At 52.9% G+C, this 15,188-nt stretch carries 16 protein-coding genes; 6 read left to right on the top strand and 10 right to left on the bottom strand.

Going from position 1 to position 15,188, the window contains the following annotated elements; genetic code table 11:
- Window positions 1-7 precede the first annotated feature (7 nt).
- From OHL19_RS15425 to OHL19_RS15455, 7 genes are all read right to left on the bottom strand, one after another.
- Window positions 8-688, bottom strand: a complete 681-nt coding sequence (locus OHL19_RS15425) for a metallophosphatase domain-containing protein (protein WP_263358612.1) — start codon at window positions 686-688, stop codon at window positions 8-10.
- A 193-nt stretch (window positions 689-881) separates the two neighbouring features.
- Window positions 882-1,157 (bottom strand): hypothetical protein, encoded by a 276-nt coding sequence (locus tag OHL19_RS15430; RefSeq protein ID WP_263358613.1) that lies wholly within the window; start codon window positions 1,155-1,157, stop codon window positions 882-884.
- A 712-nt stretch (window positions 1,158-1,869) separates the two neighbouring features.
- The gene (locus OHL19_RS15435; RefSeq protein ID WP_263358614.1) at window positions 1,870-2,802 is read right to left on the bottom strand and encodes a replication initiation protein; all 933 of its coding nucleotides are present in this window, start codon (window positions 2,800-2,802) and stop codon (window positions 1,870-1,872) included.
- Between the two features lie 339 nt (window positions 2,803-3,141).
- Complete coding sequence (locus tag OHL19_RS15440; RefSeq protein WP_263358615.1) at window positions 3,142-4,263, bottom strand: DUF6387 family protein; 1,122 nt, start codon at window positions 4,261-4,263, stop codon at window positions 3,142-3,144.
- A 26-nt stretch (window positions 4,264-4,289) separates the two neighbouring features.
- Window positions 4,290-5,369, bottom strand: a complete 1,080-nt coding sequence (locus tag OHL19_RS15445; RefSeq protein ID WP_263358616.1) for a site-specific integrase — start codon at window positions 5,367-5,369, stop codon at window positions 4,290-4,292.
- Window positions 5,370-5,876: 507 nt separating this feature from the next.
- A complete protein-coding gene (locus OHL19_RS15450; RefSeq protein ID WP_263358617.1) occupies window positions 5,877-7,040 on the bottom strand; it encodes a Fic family protein in 1,164 nt (387 codons plus the stop codon).
- Between the two features lie 581 nt (window positions 7,041-7,621).
- Window positions 7,622-7,915, bottom strand: coding sequence for a helix-turn-helix domain-containing protein (locus OHL19_RS15455; RefSeq protein WP_263358618.1), 294 nt, complete (start codon window positions 7,913-7,915; stop codon window positions 7,622-7,624).
- Between the two features lie 256 nt (window positions 7,916-8,171).
- Here OHL19_RS15455 and OHL19_RS15460 point away from each other — a divergent pair, with 256 nt between their 5' ends.
- Window positions 8,172-8,417 (top strand): hypothetical protein, encoded by a 246-nt coding sequence (locus tag OHL19_RS15460; RefSeq protein ID WP_263358619.1) that lies wholly within the window; start codon window positions 8,172-8,174, stop codon window positions 8,415-8,417.
- 32 nt (window positions 8,418-8,449) lie between these two features.
- On the opposite strand, the gene OHL19_RS15465 is transcribed toward OHL19_RS15460, so the two are convergent.
- From OHL19_RS15465 to OHL19_RS15475, 3 genes are all read right to left on the bottom strand, one after another.
- Window positions 8,450-8,725: a LysR family transcriptional regulator gene (locus tag OHL19_RS15465; RefSeq protein WP_263358620.1), complete on the bottom strand. Its 276-nt coding sequence runs from the start codon at window positions 8,723-8,725 to the stop codon at window positions 8,450-8,452.
- A 204-nt stretch (window positions 8,726-8,929) separates the two neighbouring features.
- A complete protein-coding gene (locus OHL19_RS15470) occupies window positions 8,930-9,463 on the bottom strand; it encodes a TetR/AcrR family transcriptional regulator (protein ID WP_263358621.1) in 534 nt (177 codons plus the stop codon).
- Between the two features lie 127 nt (window positions 9,464-9,590).
- Window positions 9,591-10,130, bottom strand: a complete 540-nt coding sequence (locus OHL19_RS15475; RefSeq protein WP_263358622.1) for a TetR/AcrR family transcriptional regulator — start codon at window positions 10,128-10,130, stop codon at window positions 9,591-9,593.
- 133 nt (window positions 10,131-10,263) lie between these two features.
- Here OHL19_RS15475 and OHL19_RS15480 point away from each other — a divergent pair, with 133 nt between their 5' ends.
- The 5 genes from OHL19_RS15480 to OHL19_RS15500 all read left to right on the top strand — a co-directional run bounded on the left by OHL19_RS15480 (window position 10,264) and on the right by OHL19_RS15500 (window position 15,099).
- A complete protein-coding gene (locus OHL19_RS15480; protein WP_263358623.1) occupies window positions 10,264-11,304 on the top strand; it encodes an alpha/beta fold hydrolase in 1,041 nt (346 codons plus the stop codon).
- A 375-nt stretch (window positions 11,305-11,679) separates the two neighbouring features.
- Window positions 11,680-12,426 (top strand): SDR family NAD(P)-dependent oxidoreductase, encoded by a 747-nt coding sequence (locus OHL19_RS15485; RefSeq protein WP_263358624.1) that lies wholly within the window; start codon window positions 11,680-11,682, stop codon window positions 12,424-12,426.
- A 120-nt stretch (window positions 12,427-12,546) separates the two neighbouring features.
- Entirely contained in the window at window positions 12,547-13,293 is a 747-nt protein-coding gene (locus OHL19_RS15490; protein ID WP_263358625.1) for a glucose 1-dehydrogenase, read from the top strand.
- Window positions 13,294-13,391: 98 nt separating this feature from the next.
- Window positions 13,392-14,120, top strand: coding sequence for an SDR family NAD(P)-dependent oxidoreductase (locus OHL19_RS15495; RefSeq protein ID WP_263358626.1), 729 nt, complete (start codon window positions 13,392-13,394; stop codon window positions 14,118-14,120).
- A 70-nt stretch (window positions 14,121-14,190) separates the two neighbouring features.
- Window positions 14,191-15,099 carry an NmrA family NAD(P)-binding protein gene (locus OHL19_RS15500; RefSeq protein ID WP_263358627.1) on the top strand — a complete coding sequence of 303 codons (909 nt, stop codon included), beginning with the start codon at window positions 14,191-14,193 and terminating at the stop codon, window positions 15,097-15,099.
- The last annotated feature ends 89 nt before the right edge of the window (window positions 15,100-15,188 follow it).

The raw sequence follows: 15,188 nt of genomic DNA on the forward strand, positions 1-15,188 counted from the left end.
TATCTCCCTAAGCAATTTCGACAACGATAGGTTGGTGAGCTAGCTTGTACCATTCATCGAGGACGGCACAATTGACGAATCGAATGCCGCTACGGTTTGTCTCTTCACCACGTCCGCCGTGTACATGCCCAAAGATATGCAGCCGCGGCTGTGTTCTTATAACAGCTTCGATTAGATCCTTGCAGCCAAGATGGGGGGCGAGGATGTCTGCCTTGTCGAGCGTACCGAAGGGTGGACCGTGAGTGATCAGCACGTCGATCTCAGCAGGAATCTTCCTCCAGCAGCGGCGAATGCTCGCACCGCGCTCGGCTGCGAAAGCCCATTGGCCTGTGACTGGGGTTACTGGCGAACCCCAGAAACGCAGGCCTTCGACAGTCATTTCTGAGTTTTCGAGGTAGTCAGCATGGCGTAGCGTCGCTCTCGCCCCTTTAGGATCTGCCTCAAACAGGATGTCGTGATTGCCTGCAATCACAATCTTGCGACGATATGGCAGGCTTTGCAACCAGTCGTCAAAGTCCGCAATCTCCGTTTTATCCCGGCCACTCGTCATGAAATCCCCTGCGTGAATCAGAATGTCGGCAGGCGGCATTTCAAACCTTCTATGCAACCCGTGCGTGTCGCTTAAGCAGACAAGTCGAATGGACGGAGAAGGTTTCACTTCTCTTATTTTATCGGTTAGACGCTTCATGGAACTCACGCATTCTTACATCTGGCTCTTGCTTCTTTGCTGACATTCCCGGATATCAGGCGCTTCGTCGTGGCAGAGGATTTGGGGTCAAGGTCGCGCAGCGCCGCCATCGGGGCCGCAGGAGCCTTGACGCAAAATTCAGCGAGGACGATCCTTAACCGACCGGGAACGCATTCTCTATCCTTCCGCATAATCAGAGATGCAATGTTCCAGCGTTTAACTGCTCCATGAGCTCGTTCGGCTTACCTCCCCGAGCGATGTGGACCCTATAGCAACTCGCTGTAGCGTGAAGGCAGACCCACAAATGGAAGGGCTGCTTCCTTAGACGCTCAGGATCAATCCCGTTATACGCAAGAACCTCATCGAGCAAGGCTGCGTTCATGACACTGAATCCCTTTGAGACAGGATCTCGCCTGAGTTGCAGGTCTTCAAAAGCGAATCCATAAGGTAGTTCAAGTTCTTCTTCCATAGAGGCCTCTTTCAGCAGGTTTACGTTGCGGGGCTAATGCAGTTCGCCTTGCAGCTCTGCGCCACACGATCAGGCCGCATCGTCAGGTTTGGTATCTTTATCGATCGGCAAGACCGTCGGATAGAACCATAACCCAAATCCAACGCAAATCGTACGAATGACATTCATCTTCACCCTATGAGGACATGTCGATTTATCACCTACCATCACAGACAGCCTTTGCGAGGCTGACTTTCTGGTTTGTCTTATGGTGATTCGCTATTTCCTGCGCCCAAAGAGCAGTCGGGCGAAACACGATAAAAAGGCTGTCTGTGGATGAGGCACGGAATTCAAAATTTAGATCATCGGGTTTGTTTACGAGCCTCTGAAAGGAACAGAGAGCCTGGAGTAGCAGCAAATTGCATTTATGCGCTCCTACTGCGGTTATCCACTGATTCACACTTTCCTCAGTGTCTACGTCTTGCTGAACCTCTTGTACCTCTTGTACATCTTGCTTCCTTATAGCAATCGGAAAACGTACCACGAAGTCCCCCATTCCATACCAGCAAGTCCCCTTTTGCATACCACGAAGTCCCCTTCGGCATACCCGGAAGTCCCCTTGGAATTGCGATATCCACAACCGTCTTGAGGAAGATTTATACCCAGAAGTCCCCACATACAACGACAAATGACGAAGCTATAAATGTCCTGAGAGATGGATTTTGAAATGGTTCTATGGGAGGCGTCGTGTGAAACCGGCTCTTGCAGTCAGATATACGCGATCACGCGGAGGAGCCACCGATAGACCTTTTGATGTGGCCTCGGCTTGCAGTTCAGGCCAAATGCCTCGAAGCGTCCGTATCGCCATAACAAACCGCGTTCTTATTCGTTGACGATTAGTGTCGTCCTGCCAGAGTTGCTGCCGGAGATATTCCCAGGGGATGAGCGATTCACTTTGAGCGGCGTAACATCGCCAACACAGGAAGAGCATGAGATCTTGAAGCTGTGACTGTTTGCGGGTTGAGGAAATGAGTTCCTTCGATATAGGTACATGATGGCGCATCAATTCCTCGAAAAACACTTCATCAATCTCCACACCGTAGACCATACCTTCGTCTAAAGGCAACACGGTTTGCCCCCTTCTCTCAGCCCTTCGATCAAGCGAGGTTGGCAAATGAGAGCGGCGAATCACGGGCATGATTTCGGTATCGTTACTATGGGGGCCTGTACGCTCGACACCAATTGTCAATCCGCGAATTCTGGCAAAGCGTTTCCGAAGATCCCGTCGATTCTTCCCACCAGGCGCCATGTTCATTGCAATCAGGAACTCTGTTGCCGTTTCCCAATTCACAAATCTCGACCTCGTCTTCACAGCTTTGTCGAGTAAAAAGTGTAAGAGGCAACGGTCACTTCCGTATGGCATAAAGCCCTCAAGCGCGGTGCTGAAGGTTACGGTAACCCTGCTTCCGTCAGCTAGCATCGCTTTTCGCGTGATCTTGCTTTTGGATGTCGGTTCATATGGAAGGCCACACAGAATAAGCGCCTGAGCCACTTGGTACACTTCGCCGCTTAGTTGTTCAAAATGTCGTGCAGCAGCGACATCGACCAGACGCTCACTTAAATGCACACTGAGCTTTTGTGGTTTGGACTTGACTGGGGAGAACACCGTATGCGGTCCTAGTCAATTCCAATGGCGGCTGCGATTTTCACACTGGAAAAGTACACGCGCCGACCCAAGCGCACGCGAGCAGTATTGACCTTCCGAGCGAATTCGCTCTCATAGCGGAGGCTGACTCTGAGTCCTTCCGCAGAACGGTCAAGAACCTTGGCAAGCTGCGCCAAGGTCAATAGCGGTCCATATTGGGCAATAAGTATTTCAGATGTAGACACCGTAATTTACCCCCTCAACTTCGTAATCATGGGGTAACGGTAGTCCGGCTCGTATAGCCAATCCAGAGAGATTTTTACGAGGAAAAGTTCCGGCAATTGCCGGTCTGTTGGTTCCTTACAATCCTTGAGCTGTGAATACGCTCTTAGCTTCCGCGTTCTCCGGCGTGTCTGTTTTACGGGATAGCAACAGCCGGAATAAAAGGCTCTGCGGATTCATTAAATTCATGGCAATCGGTTTGGTAGTGTCGCTGACACAGGTGGAGGATCGTCTCTCTCTGCCTCTTGAATCTTTATAAATAGCAGTTGCCAGGTCTTCTTCAGTGATTCGTATTTTTTGATTTTTTCGAAGCATTTGTTCTATTTCTTCATCCATCATCAAATCTATACACGGAAGAACACCATCATCGCACCATTTGCCAAATGCGATATTGTCTAGTCGCTTGCTATTCTTCGGGGCTGCTTTTTTCTTTTCTTCGAAAAGCTTACGAAATGCTGCCTCCGCTTCTGTATATGGAACACTCGTATCTACGGTGAAAAATGTTAGAGGGGCTAGGGCTTCATCTCTATCAACTGGATCGTTCACAAATTCAGCCAATCGATCAAAGTCTCTTTCTGCGAGCAACGCGTCCAAATGTACCGCACTGCGCATGCCCCGACTTATTTCTTCTCGATATCGTGCAAGCACATCTTGAGTTGGAGTTGATCGCGGGTGCGTAAGGTCTTCACTACTTTCCATCATCATCGAAGACAAAACCTCTTCATCCAGCGCGCTATAGAATTCAACTTCTGGGTAAGGAACATCCTTCTCTAGTCGCGCATTGCATCTATGCAGCCATTCGCGTCGGATTGGATCAATCAGGTGTTCAGTCATATATAGATCGACGATTGACATAGCCCGTACAGGCCGAAGCCCCCGACTGACCAATTTAACTGTTGGGAAATCTATGTCTGGGTCGGTGAACTCTTTCACAACTGCATCAACAGGCACAATCGGATTTTGGTGAATCACAAAGAGCATTTCGCGAAGCTGAAACTCTTTGAGAGACATCATTTTCTCTGGCTCGGGAGAAACGTGATCCAGCGAATAAATCTCTCTCCAATGATTCATCAAGTCGATCCTAATGGACACTTGTTCCAACCACTGTCGCGGCAGAGTAAACTTACGCGTTTCATCATAGGCTTCGAGTCTGAACCACTCTGGAACGCTGAGCTTTTCATCTGCTTTACGATTTGCCATCTGCATCCCCTTCAACGCCCGTTGAGCTACTGCCTATGAGGCATCCGATCTAGCTTTCCGACCAAATCTTCAGCGCGGAGATGGGTGTAGCGCTTCAGCATTTGCATCGACTTGTGTCCACTAATCGCTGAGACTTCTTGATCAGAAAAACCGGCCTCAACAAAGCGGCTCACGGCTTCATGACGCAGATCATGAAAGCGAAAGTCCGTGATTCCTTGTTCCCGCTTGATGTCCTGCCACATCCTGTCGAACGCATACGGCCCTCGCTTCCCATTACGGCCAGGCTCCCCGAAAAAGATCAGATCGGTATCGATAGGGCGGATGGGATGCCCGAGCGCTTCGCGGAACTGGTTTACCGCCGCTGTACTGAGCGGCACGGTACGTGGACTTGTGTTTTTCGTATTCACTAAGCGTACGATCCGGCGGCTGATATCTACCTGAGGTCGGCGCAAGGTTACGATCTCCGAAAGCCTCATCCCGGTTGCTAGAGCTATGCGTACGATCCAGCTCATCATCGGGTTTGAGTAACGATCAACCGCATCGAGGAGCCGTTTCTCTTCATCTGCTGAGAGCCGACGGTTGCGCCCTGCACCAGGGGCTGGTCGCCTGATGTTCATCACAGGGTTGGATGTGAGTCCCACGCCCCATTCCTTGATCGCTACAGTGAATAAATGCCCGAGCAGGGCGAGATCAAGACGCACCGTATTGTTGGTTCTCGGCTGGGGACGACCATCGTCACCTTTGCGGTCTTCTCCGGCGAGGCGCGTGTCCCTGAACTTTGCGACGACTTCTGGAGTCAACGCGGCGAGAGAGTATTTGCCAAGGTGCTTGGTCAGGATTCTGGCACGCTTCAGGTCGGCGACCTGGGAGGTGGGACGCTTTGTCGGCACGATCTCTTCCAGATACCGCTTGAGCGCCGATTCCACTGTCAGGCGGCCGGCGGTTGCGCGCTGGATATACGCACCGCGCACCATCTCATCTTCGGTGCGGCGTGACCAGTCTTCCGCATCTCGTTTGGTACGGAAGGTCTTCACGGTTGTCGGCCAGCCGGACTTCCGGATGACCGCTTTCCACGTAGCGGAGGGGGTTTTAACGATGGTCGCCATGAATCTCCAGTACAGTGCCGAGCTGCATCACTGTACTGAAATTGTACCTAAGGCCTTCCGGTACAGTTCGAGACGGGTCAAACGAGCCGTCAACCCACTGGCCCGCTTCTCGTGTAAATCATTTATTTTGAATGAATTGGATCTGATTGATACTTGGTGCCGGGAGGGGGGGTCGAACCCCCACGAGGTTGCCCTCGGCGGATTTTGAGTCCAAAAAACCGCCTTTTTGCACTCTCTCGCACCGTGCCGCACTGAGCGGAACAAACTGCTTATTATCAATTACTTACATTGCATTTTGGGCTCGCACAGAATCGCACCAAAGCGCACCAAATCTCGGTACAAAGTGACACCAGTAGTGACACCAGAAATCACCCTTCGCCTCGGCGGACTTTCGGTCCGCCGAGGCACATAGAATGGCTTATTCTTCGGTCCCGTCGGTTGGTGTCACTTCTGGTGTCACTTAAGGAAGAAATCGCCGGTCTTTATGCGGGTTTTAACGACCACGCATCATTGATTCGAGAAGGATAGTCTACCCTCTTCGTTGATCGAAATCTCCGGGATATTGGAAGCAGGGAAATTTAGCGTGTAACGTGTGTGCTTCACTTCTCCTGAACGGATGAGGGCACCCACCTCCACCAGACCTGCCAGGTCACGAGTAGTGGTGGCTGGAGCCGTCCCCGCGATGGCGCTGTACTTCTTGGCACTCATGCCTCCCTCGAACCCTTCTGGCCCTTCTCGAAGCATCCGCAACAATACCTTCTCCTGTCTAGCGTTGATATGTCCCTTCACGGCGTCCAGCAGTTTCGCTTTATGAATGACGAAGTCGATCTGAGCGAAGGTTCGATACTGCGCCTCAAGGGCGATGGCGGAAAACCAGCGGAGCCAATCGGTGACATCGTTGGTCTTGTTTGCGTTCTCTAGAGCCCGGTAGTAGTCCGCGTGATGCACGAGAATCGAACGCGCAAGCGCGACGATGACGGGCTGTCCGAATCCCTGGACAAGCGCCTTTTCAGCAACAGCGCGTCCCATGCGTCCGTTCCCGTCCTCAAACGGATGAATCGACTCGAAGTAGAGGTGGGCGATGCCTCCTCGCGTCAGTGCCGGCAACGCAGATGCGGTTCCAGGCGCAGTGCCGTTGAACCACTCTAGGAACCTTCCCATCTCATGGCGCACGCGAGGAGATGGAGGAGCCTCAAAGTGGACTTTTGGAGCGTAGTTGGCCCCCGACACTACTTGCATCGGTTCATCACTTGTTCGATAGCGGCCAACATCTCGAAGGTCGGTCCTACCGGAGACCACCATCCGGTGCCAAGAGAACAACTGATCCTCGGTTAGGGCTTCATCAACACCTCGATAGAGTTCAACCATCAATTCCGAGATGCCTTGCTCAGCTGGCTTGACCTTGCGACGGTCTGAGAGGAAACCCAGTTGTCGTTGTATCGAAGACTGAACGCTGGCGCGATTCAAGATCTCACCCTCGATTTCGGAGGTGGTCAACGCTTCAATACTCATCGCTTCTACGAGTAGTTGCTGCCGAGCGTCCTCATCCAGATGTTTGGCCGATCCAATCAAGACTCCCGAGCCCCGCAAGAATGCGGCTTCAGCTTTCGCGAAGACCTTCTCTTCCCACCGAAAATCGGGCCAATCGGCTTGTTGCCAGTTCCAGCGCATGATTGATAAACGTGAATCCTATCCATCAATAATAAGCCATATTCTGATTGATAACATCCGCCGGGATATGCCCGATTGTTTTATTCGATCTTCAGGTCTTCATATCCGACTACGAAGCCATCGGTCCGATCTCTGGGAGGACCGCGAGGAATCGCCTCGCGTCTCCGTGTGGGATGCGCGGCTGCTTACATGTCGGACCCGGCTAAGGAGACTTACACAGGCGGTCGATTCTGTGACAATGTAGCGCTCTGACCAACTGAGCTACGTCCCCAGATTGTTTTCAACAACTTGGTTATATGTCACATAGAATCAGGCGTTTCGCAGCTTTCGCTATTTTCGCTTGTTTCTACCATTTCGCTGCTGTGGACTCAGTTTTGGGGTTGTCTGGACATCAAACAGAACTCCAAATTCCACGGCAACGACAAGATCAAGTCTTCCAGATGAACGCCGCTTTTGGTGTCGATGTCGCCCTCTCACAGGAGGAAAATCTACCCCTCAGGATCGGTAGTCCTCACCGACACGGAGCATCAATGACTCTGATGCCTTAACGGTTGCCCCTGACCGCATGCGAACCCAAGCGTTCAGCCCTTCCCTGCGGGCAGTTCAAAGCCGGAGAGCTGTTCCACCTGACGCAGAAACACCGATGGTTTCATCTGAAGCGAACCGCAGATGTCGAAGATGCTGCGGAGCGAGGGGTTGGTCTTTCCCAATTCGATGAGGCTGATGAAGGCACGCTCGTAGCCTGACTTTGCTGCCAGGGCCTCCTGGCTCATCTTCTGCCGTAACCGATGCTTCCGCAGCAGTTGTCCAAAGGCTGCGGATGGATCGAGTTTCGGATTGTTCTTTCCAGAAGATGCCACATCCAACTGTGGCATCGCAAGTATATTACGCGCTGCTTATAATACTTGCGGAAGCTCTAGCTGACGTTTGGAATGTCCCTATACTTTCGGTATCTCAGATAACGAGACCGTGTGTTGAGGCAACGAGGATGACTCGCAGATATTCATTGGCTATTCTGGTTCGGTGCAGCTAATCTCGGAGAGAATCCCCGGAGACACTTTTGATGGAGTTTTGGGCGCAAACCATCGGTCAAACGCGAAATGTGGAGGACCACGCACAATGCAGGTGAGGATGATTATCTTCCCAGGCGAAGACGGCCTTGACGTGGTGATCTGGGGCAGGTGGACGCAGGGATCGATGCGCTTTCGTCACTTCGACGAACGAACCGGCATGATTGCCATGCTGGAGAGCCTACGACTCCTCAGCTCAGAGGAGGCAAGGAAGCTAGAAGATTTTGTGTTTCTGGACCATTGCCCCATCTATTCGTCTCAGATCGAAGAGGCCGTACTCGCGGCCCACGGTTTCCTGCCAGCCTAAATGCCGTGACCTCTCACATGGAAGTAGTATCGCTACTGGGTGTCGCCAGAAGCTTTGCCTGCACTTCGATCATGTAATGCCACAGCCTCCCGGAAGGCTTTGATGAGGAATTGCCCCTCTTCCGTCAACTCCACTTTCCTTTGCCTCGGTTTGAAGATGTGGAAGTATAGCTGTGCTTCAAGCGCGGAGATTTGCTTTCGCAACTCGGTGTGCGGAATGCTTAAGTGTTCCGCTGCTCGCGCGTAATCCAACTCGTCTGCAAGGATGATGGCTGCTCGTTTCAGGCCGATTGCAATAAACTCAGACACTCTCAACTCCTCAATGTGGCGGCTGACCTGGGACAAGTAGATACATCGGTAGTTCTTCTGCTCTGTGTGACGGCTGGATGGAACCATCATCAATGCTAGCGACCGCTATGATTGTACTGGAAGTGTCATATTTCGGAAAGCCATGCCGCTCAACATTTTTGGGCGGCAGAACGGATCTTCGATTCGACACTGAGGGGGGTTGGCTTAGACATCCATAAATCTCAATGCCATTTCGACAGAACGCTTCATTTCTGATCTTGTTGCTCCGTTTACCGCCTGAACCGCAAGACCAGCTAGAAGCATGGAAATGTACTGAGCGAATTCAACGGGGTTAATCGACTTGTCCAAGTCTCCGTCTCGTTGAGCCTGCTGAGCACGCTTTCTTAGGGCAGCCTCACCCTGCGTCCGCCACTCAATCACCAGAGCCTTCGCAGATTCGGATTCCGTCCCGCAGGCTATTGCTCCCGTTATCGAGAGACATCCGTTCGGATTGCCGGGCGTCCCGAAGAAATCCGCGCTGTTTTGTAGCAGCGCGACTATCACTTCTCTCAACGTCGGCTGCGCTAAGGCTGCTCTGACGAATGACATAGGTCCCGCCCTGTAACGCTCGACCGCACGGCGAAAGAGGTTCTCCTTATCTCCAAATGCCGCATATATGCTGGAGCGGTTGATACCCATTGCTTCGCTCAGGTCTGCCATCGTCGCGCCTTCGTAGCTTTTCGCCCAAAAGACACGCATGGCCGCCTCCAACGCAGCGTCTTCATCAAAGCCGCGCGGTCTGCCAGTCCTGCCGCTTGTTTTCGTCTCGGCACTCATACAGGCTTTAGACGCACTTCTGGAACGAAAGGTCGAAAATAATTGCTGCTCACGGTAGCCAGCGGTTGAGAGCATTGCGGGTCTCGCGCAGAATTTCGTCGGAAAGCTTTTGGTCACTGACTGCACGGGAGAGCGCCACAGCTCCAACCATAGCCGAGAGACGTGCGATGTCCTCTCCGCGCTTACCGTCCATAGCCTTGATAATTTCTTTGAGCTGGATGGTGAAGGCCGTCTGGGCTTCGGGCTCGTGACGGAGTTCGCCGCAGAATGCGGCCATAGCGCAACCGAGACCCACGTTTTCGCGATGTTTCGGGCTGAGATAGCGGTCTAGCTGCTGTTGGCGCTCTTTCTGCGAGCCTCGACTATCCTGAATGCTTCGCAGAGTGCCCTGCATCGCATACTCGACGGCTGCGGCCACAAGAGCTTCCTTGTCCGAGAAGTGGCTATAGAAAGCGCCGTGGGTTAAGCCTGCGGCTTTCATGACCTCAGCGACAGTAACATCCTCAAAGCCACGCTCGCGGAAGAGGCGAGAGGCTTCGTGGATGATGCGTTCATGTTTTTCGGCGGTGTCTTCGGCGGGATAGCGCATATAGAACTCTCAGAGAAAAAGAATCTTGCAAATATGATTACCATCATACATGACGACCATCATATTTCAACCATTGGAATGTGCATGTGCGAATTGGCATTTGCAGAAATTCAACATAACCAGGAGCGATTCAATGAGACGTAGAGACTTCATCAAAAGCGGAGTTGTTTCAGGCTTGATAACTACTCTTCCCATCGCTGGTGCGGAAACGCTCCAGCAATCAACTACTGCTTCGACGAAGCCGGACGCACAGAAAAGGGCTAATTCACGAACGGACACATCGACACAGACTGAGCCTTCGGCCCCGTTTCCGCCTACCTACTACCGTACCGCAATGATCGAAGGGATTTCCGTATCCTACCGTGAGGCGGGTCAGCAAGGGAATCCAGTCATCCTCCTGTTACATGGTTGGCCGTCGTCGTCCCGAATGTATCGGAACCTCATTCCCCTACTGGCTAACAAATATCATGTGATTGCACCCGACTATCCTGGGTTTGGACACAGCGGAGTCCCACCCCGTGGCGAATACAACTATAGCTTTGATCGCATGGGTGAGATTGTAGAAGCCCTGATAGAAAAGCTTCAGATTGAAACCTTCGCACTTTACATCATGGATTTTGGCGCGCCCATCGGCTTTCGCCTGATGTTGAAAAAGCCTGGGCGTGTAACGGCGCTCATTGCACAGAATGCGCCAGCCTACCCCAGTGGAAGCGAATGGTTTAAGGTACTGGCGCAGTATTGGAAGGACGGCTTGCCGCAAAGCCGTCAGAATGCGCGTGCCTATCTCGATCCTGAAGCGATAAAGCAGCACTATCTGACAGGGGTTCGGGATGTTTCCCGAATCGATCCCGACGATTGGCTTATTGATACTTGTCTTATGAATCGGCCTGGTCTCGATGAGATTCATCTCGACATGCTCTACGACATACGAAGCAATGGTCCCGTTTTCAAGGCGGCCCAGGAATATTTCCGCACCCATCGTCCTCCGACCCTCATCGTGACTGGTGCTAACGATGTGGTTTTCTCGGGTGAATACATGAAGAGATACCTTGCCGACCTTCCCGGCGCGGAGTTTCATCTTCTCGATACCGGCCACTTCGCGCTGGAGGACCACTGCGATGAGATTGCATCTCTCATGCGTGACTTCTTGGAACGCACGGTGAAGAACGTATAGGCACTCCGTTCAAAGAAACGCTAGCGAGGGTGCTCGGCTCAAGAAAGCAGACGAACCCTCGCTAGCCAAATACAAGAAGTTAAAGCCTTCTGCGCCTCAACGCACCTTACCAGTTATCCGACCCTAAGAAGCACGCATAGCCGCATTCAGCGCCGTAGCTGTCAAAGCGCCTAACCCTCCCACCGCCTTTCCTCTCAGTGCCGATACCCCTTCAAATCTACTTCTGGAACGAAAGGTTGAAAATAATGCATCCGACTCAATCATGTCACATCTGAAACGATAGTTCCACAAGAAGTGCAATTCGTGGATTGTCCACATACAGCCATTCAATCCGCGCGGTTTGAACTCCCGCGCTGAACAATCAAGGAGTCGGATATGAGCAAGCTCAAAGGAAAAGTCGCCATCGTTACCGGTGCCTCAAAAGGCATCGGAGCTGGCATTGCGAAGGCCCTCGGTACGGAAGGTGCTTCTGTCGTCGTTAACTATGTGTCGAGCAGAGAAGACGCGGATAAAGTGGTGGCGGAAATCGTGAGCGCCGGCGGAAAGGCTGTCGCGGTAGGCGGCGATGTATCAAAGGCGGCAGAAGCTCAAGCCCTGGTCGATGCTGCGATCAAGAACTTCGGCCATCTCGATGTCCTGGTGAACAACGCCGGAACCTCTGATCTAAAGCCGCTCGACGCGGTGGGCGAGGCCGATTTCCATCGTGTGTTCAATATCAATGTCCTCGGGCCGATTTTGGTCACTCAGGCCGCGATTAAACACCTTGGAGAAGGCGCAAGCATTATTAATATCGGCTCCGGCGCAAGCCGCATCACCCCCGCGAATTCAACGGTATACACAAGTTCCAAAGCCGCCGTCGATGCCCTGACCGGAGTTTGGGCACGGGAGTTCGGTGCGCGCAAGATTCGTGTCAATTCGATCAATCCGGGACTGGTTGAGACCGAAGGCTCGGTTAGCAGGGGGTACATAGGTTCCGATTTTGAAAAGTGGATGATTGCGCAGGCTCCGCTCGGAAGGACCGGACGGGTCATCGACATCAGCTTGATTGCATTGTTCCTCGCTTCCGACGATTCTGCATGGCTTACGGGAGAAATTTTGCTCGCGTCGGGTGGCATTCGTTGATGGATGACGCTTCCTGCCTCCGGGTGTTCTGAAGGCTTAAGATCAGCGCCGGGGTAGCGGTAAGGCTACCCCGAAACACAAATGCTCGACTGTCACGTGGGCAATGCTTAAGGAGCGAATATGAGCAAACTCAAAGGAAAGGTCGCCATCGTCACCGGTGCCTCGAAGGGGATCGGAGCGGGGATAGCGAAGGTCTTCGGTGCGGAGGGCGCTTCGGTCGTTGTGAACTATGCGTCGAGCAGAGAAGGCGCGGATAAGGTTGTGGCCGAAATCGTGAACGGTGGTGGTAAGGCTGTCGCGGTACGCGCGGACGTAACAAAGGCACCGGATGCTCAAGAGCTGGTCGATGCCGCCATCACACACTTCGGACATCTCGATGTCGTCGTGAACAACTCTGGAGTTTACAAGTGGCAGCCGCTTGAGGAAGTCACGGAATCCGATTTCCACTGGATGTTCGACATCAATGTCCTTGGAACGATTCTGGTAACTCAGGCTGCCATCAAGCACCTCGGAGAAGGTGGGCGCATCATCAACATCGGTTCGGGCGTGAGCCGCACCACCTACGCAAATTCGACGGTGTACACGGGCACTAAAGCCGCAGTCGATGCCCTGACCGGAGTATGGGCTCGGGAGTTTGGTCCGCGAAAGATCCGCGTCAACTCGATCAATCCTGGACTGGTCGAGACTGAGGGCACGGTCAGCAACGGAAACATCGGCTCCGATTTTGAAAAGTGGCTGAGCACGCAGGCTCCTCTCGGACGGACCGGCCGAGTGACTGACATCAGCCCGGTCGCGCTGTTTCTCGCTTCCGATGATTCTGCATGGCTCACGGGTGAGCTTCTTCTTGCAACCGGCGGCATTCGTTGACCGATGCCGTCCCTAGCCTTTCGGAATTTTGAAGGCGTCCAGATCAATCCGGGTAGCGCGCCAATACTACCCCGAATCCAAAGGTCCGAGTGTCGCTCATGCAAAAGCTATCAGGAAAGATTGCCGTCATCACTGGCGGTTCTACGGGAATAGGATTGGCCACCGCAAAGCTCTTTGTGAGCGAAGGGGCCTACGTCTTCATCACTGGCCGTCGTCAGAAGGAACTCGACGAAGCTGTAAAGGAAATCGGCAGCAATGTCACCGGCGTTACCGGAGACATCTCAAACCTGGCCGACCTTGACCGTCTTTACGAGGCTGTCAAGTCAAAGGGTCGCCTGGACATCGTTTTTGCCAATGCGGGCGCTATGGAATTCGCATCTCTGGGCTCGTTCACAGAGCAGCATTTCGACAAGATATTTGACACCAATGTAAAGGGCACGGTGTTTACGGTACAGAAGGCCCTTCCATTGTTGAATGATGGCGCTTCGATCATTCTGAACGGCTCCGTTGCAGGCTCGAAGGGCACTCCTGGCTTCGGCTTATACGGCGCGAGCAAAGCTGCACTTCGCAATCTCGTGCGGGGTTGGACAGTGGAGTTGAAAGACCGAGCCATCCGCTCAAATGTTCTTAGCCCCGGCCCGACCGAGACGCCACTCGTCGCAGGCGTGCCCCCGGAAAGGGTCACTCAAATGATAGCCACGATCCCTATGGGGCGTATGGGCAAAGCCAACGAAGTTGCGAAGGCTGCATTGTTCTTGGCTTCAGATGATTCCAGCTACGTGACGGGTATCGAATTGTTCGTGGACGGTGGCCGGGCGCAGATTTGAGCGCTGAGGAAACCATTACGAGGCTACATTCGTTTGGTCTTGACCCAAGTAACCATTGGAGGAACCTCTTATGAGTGACAAGAAACCTGTCCTGGTAGTCGGTGCCACAGGATTGCACGGTGGCACAGGGCCTTTCATCGTGAAGGAACTGCTTCGCCACGGGATGCCTGTGAAAGCTCTTGTGCGCGGAGAAGACGAACGCTCACTCGCTCTAACAAAGCAGGGTGCGGAAGTTGTCGTTGGGGATTTGCGTGACCGCCGCACGCTCATCCCCGCTCTCGATGGCGTCGAATTGGCGTACTTTACCCATCCGGTTGCGGAGGGAATTGTAAACGCGGCTGCGAACTTTGCTTCTGCGGGGCGAGACAGGGGCCTAAAGCGACTTGTGTCCGTTTCAACGGGAACTGCGGCCCCTGAAAGCATCGGTCCTCTAAGCCGCGCAAGCTGGCTTGCGGAGGAGCTATTTGAAACGTCTGGTTTCGACTGCATCATTCTTCGTGTCGCTGCCTGGTTTTTTGAAAACTTAGAACTATTACACAGGCAAGAAATCTTCGGCGACGGCGTTCTTCGCTCATCTTGCCGAGACATACCCTTGAACTGGATGGCCGGGGTGGATGCTGCAAAGCTGGCCGTATTTGCTCTATTACAACCGGAGAGGTTCGCCCCGAAAGCCACCTATTTTTATCCTACTGGTGACGACAAGATGACCTACTCCGAAGCAGCGGCGATCGTTGGTCGCCATCTTGGTCGAAAGCTAACCTATGAGACCGTTTCGGCGGATGCCTGGTATGCGCACTTGATGGAGTTGAGTCGAAGCGATCGAAGAATAACCGACGGCTTAGCCCGGCAGGTAAGCATCGTGGGAGCTTCGCTCAAAGAAGGACTCCCTACAAATGAGCTTTTCCAATCCGTAACGGGTGAACAACCTATGACACTTGAGGAAGCACTAAGATCCTCATACTTAACCCTGGCGCTGTAGCTACCGGTCAGATGCAACGGGAGTGCGATCTGCATCGGCTGTTGGGGAAACCAATACGAGTTTCTTCTTTGCCGATTTTCTCGACCGGA

It is taken from the genome of Acidicapsa ligni (genome assembly GCF_025685655.1).
GTDB lineage: Bacteria > Acidobacteriota > Terriglobia > Terriglobales > Acidobacteriaceae > Acidicapsa > Acidicapsa ligni.

Coding starts and splice junctions, on each gene's coding strand:
- OHL19_RS15500 (WP_263358627.1), top strand. CDS start 14,191: ATGAGTGACAAGAAACCTGTCCTGGTAGTCGGTGCCACAGGATTGCAC.
- OHL19_RS15440 (WP_263358615.1), bottom strand. CDS start 4,263: ATGGCAAATCGTAAAGCAGATGAAAAGCTCAGCGTTCCAGAGTGGTTC.
- OHL19_RS15480 (WP_263358623.1), top strand. CDS start 10,264: ATGAGACGTAGAGACTTCATCAAAAGCGGAGTTGTTTCAGGCTTGATA.
- OHL19_RS15470 (WP_263358621.1), bottom strand. CDS start 9,463: ATGCGTGTCTTTTGGGCGAAAAGCTACGAAGGCGCGACGATGGCAGAC.
- OHL19_RS15460 (WP_263358619.1), top strand. CDS start 8,172: ATGATTATCTTCCCAGGCGAAGACGGCCTTGACGTGGTGATCTGGGGC.
- OHL19_RS15455 (WP_263358618.1), bottom strand. CDS start 7,915: ATGCCACAGTTGGATGTGGCATCTTCTGGAAAGAACAATCCGAAACTC.
- OHL19_RS15425 (WP_263358612.1), bottom strand. CDS start 688: ATGAAGCGTCTAACCGATAAAATAAGAGAAGTGAAACCTTCTCCGTCC.
- OHL19_RS15445 (WP_263358616.1), bottom strand. CDS start 5,369: ATGGCGACCATCGTTAAAACCCCCTCCGCTACGTGGAAAGCGGTCATC.
- OHL19_RS15485 (WP_263358624.1), top strand. CDS start 11,680: ATGAGCAAGCTCAAAGGAAAAGTCGCCATCGTTACCGGTGCCTCAAAA.
- OHL19_RS15430 (WP_263358613.1), bottom strand. CDS start 1,157: ATGGAAGAAGAACTTGAACTACCTTATGGATTCGCTTTTGAAGACCTG.
- OHL19_RS15475 (WP_263358622.1), bottom strand. CDS start 10,130: ATGCGCTATCCCGCCGAAGACACCGCCGAAAAACATGAACGCATCATC.
- OHL19_RS15490 (WP_263358625.1), top strand. CDS start 12,547: ATGAGCAAACTCAAAGGAAAGGTCGCCATCGTCACCGGTGCCTCGAAG.
- OHL19_RS15495 (WP_263358626.1), top strand. CDS start 13,392: ATGCAAAAGCTATCAGGAAAGATTGCCGTCATCACTGGCGGTTCTACG.
- OHL19_RS15450 (WP_263358617.1), bottom strand. CDS start 7,040: ATGCGCTGGAACTGGCAACAAGCCGATTGGCCCGATTTTCGGTGGGAA.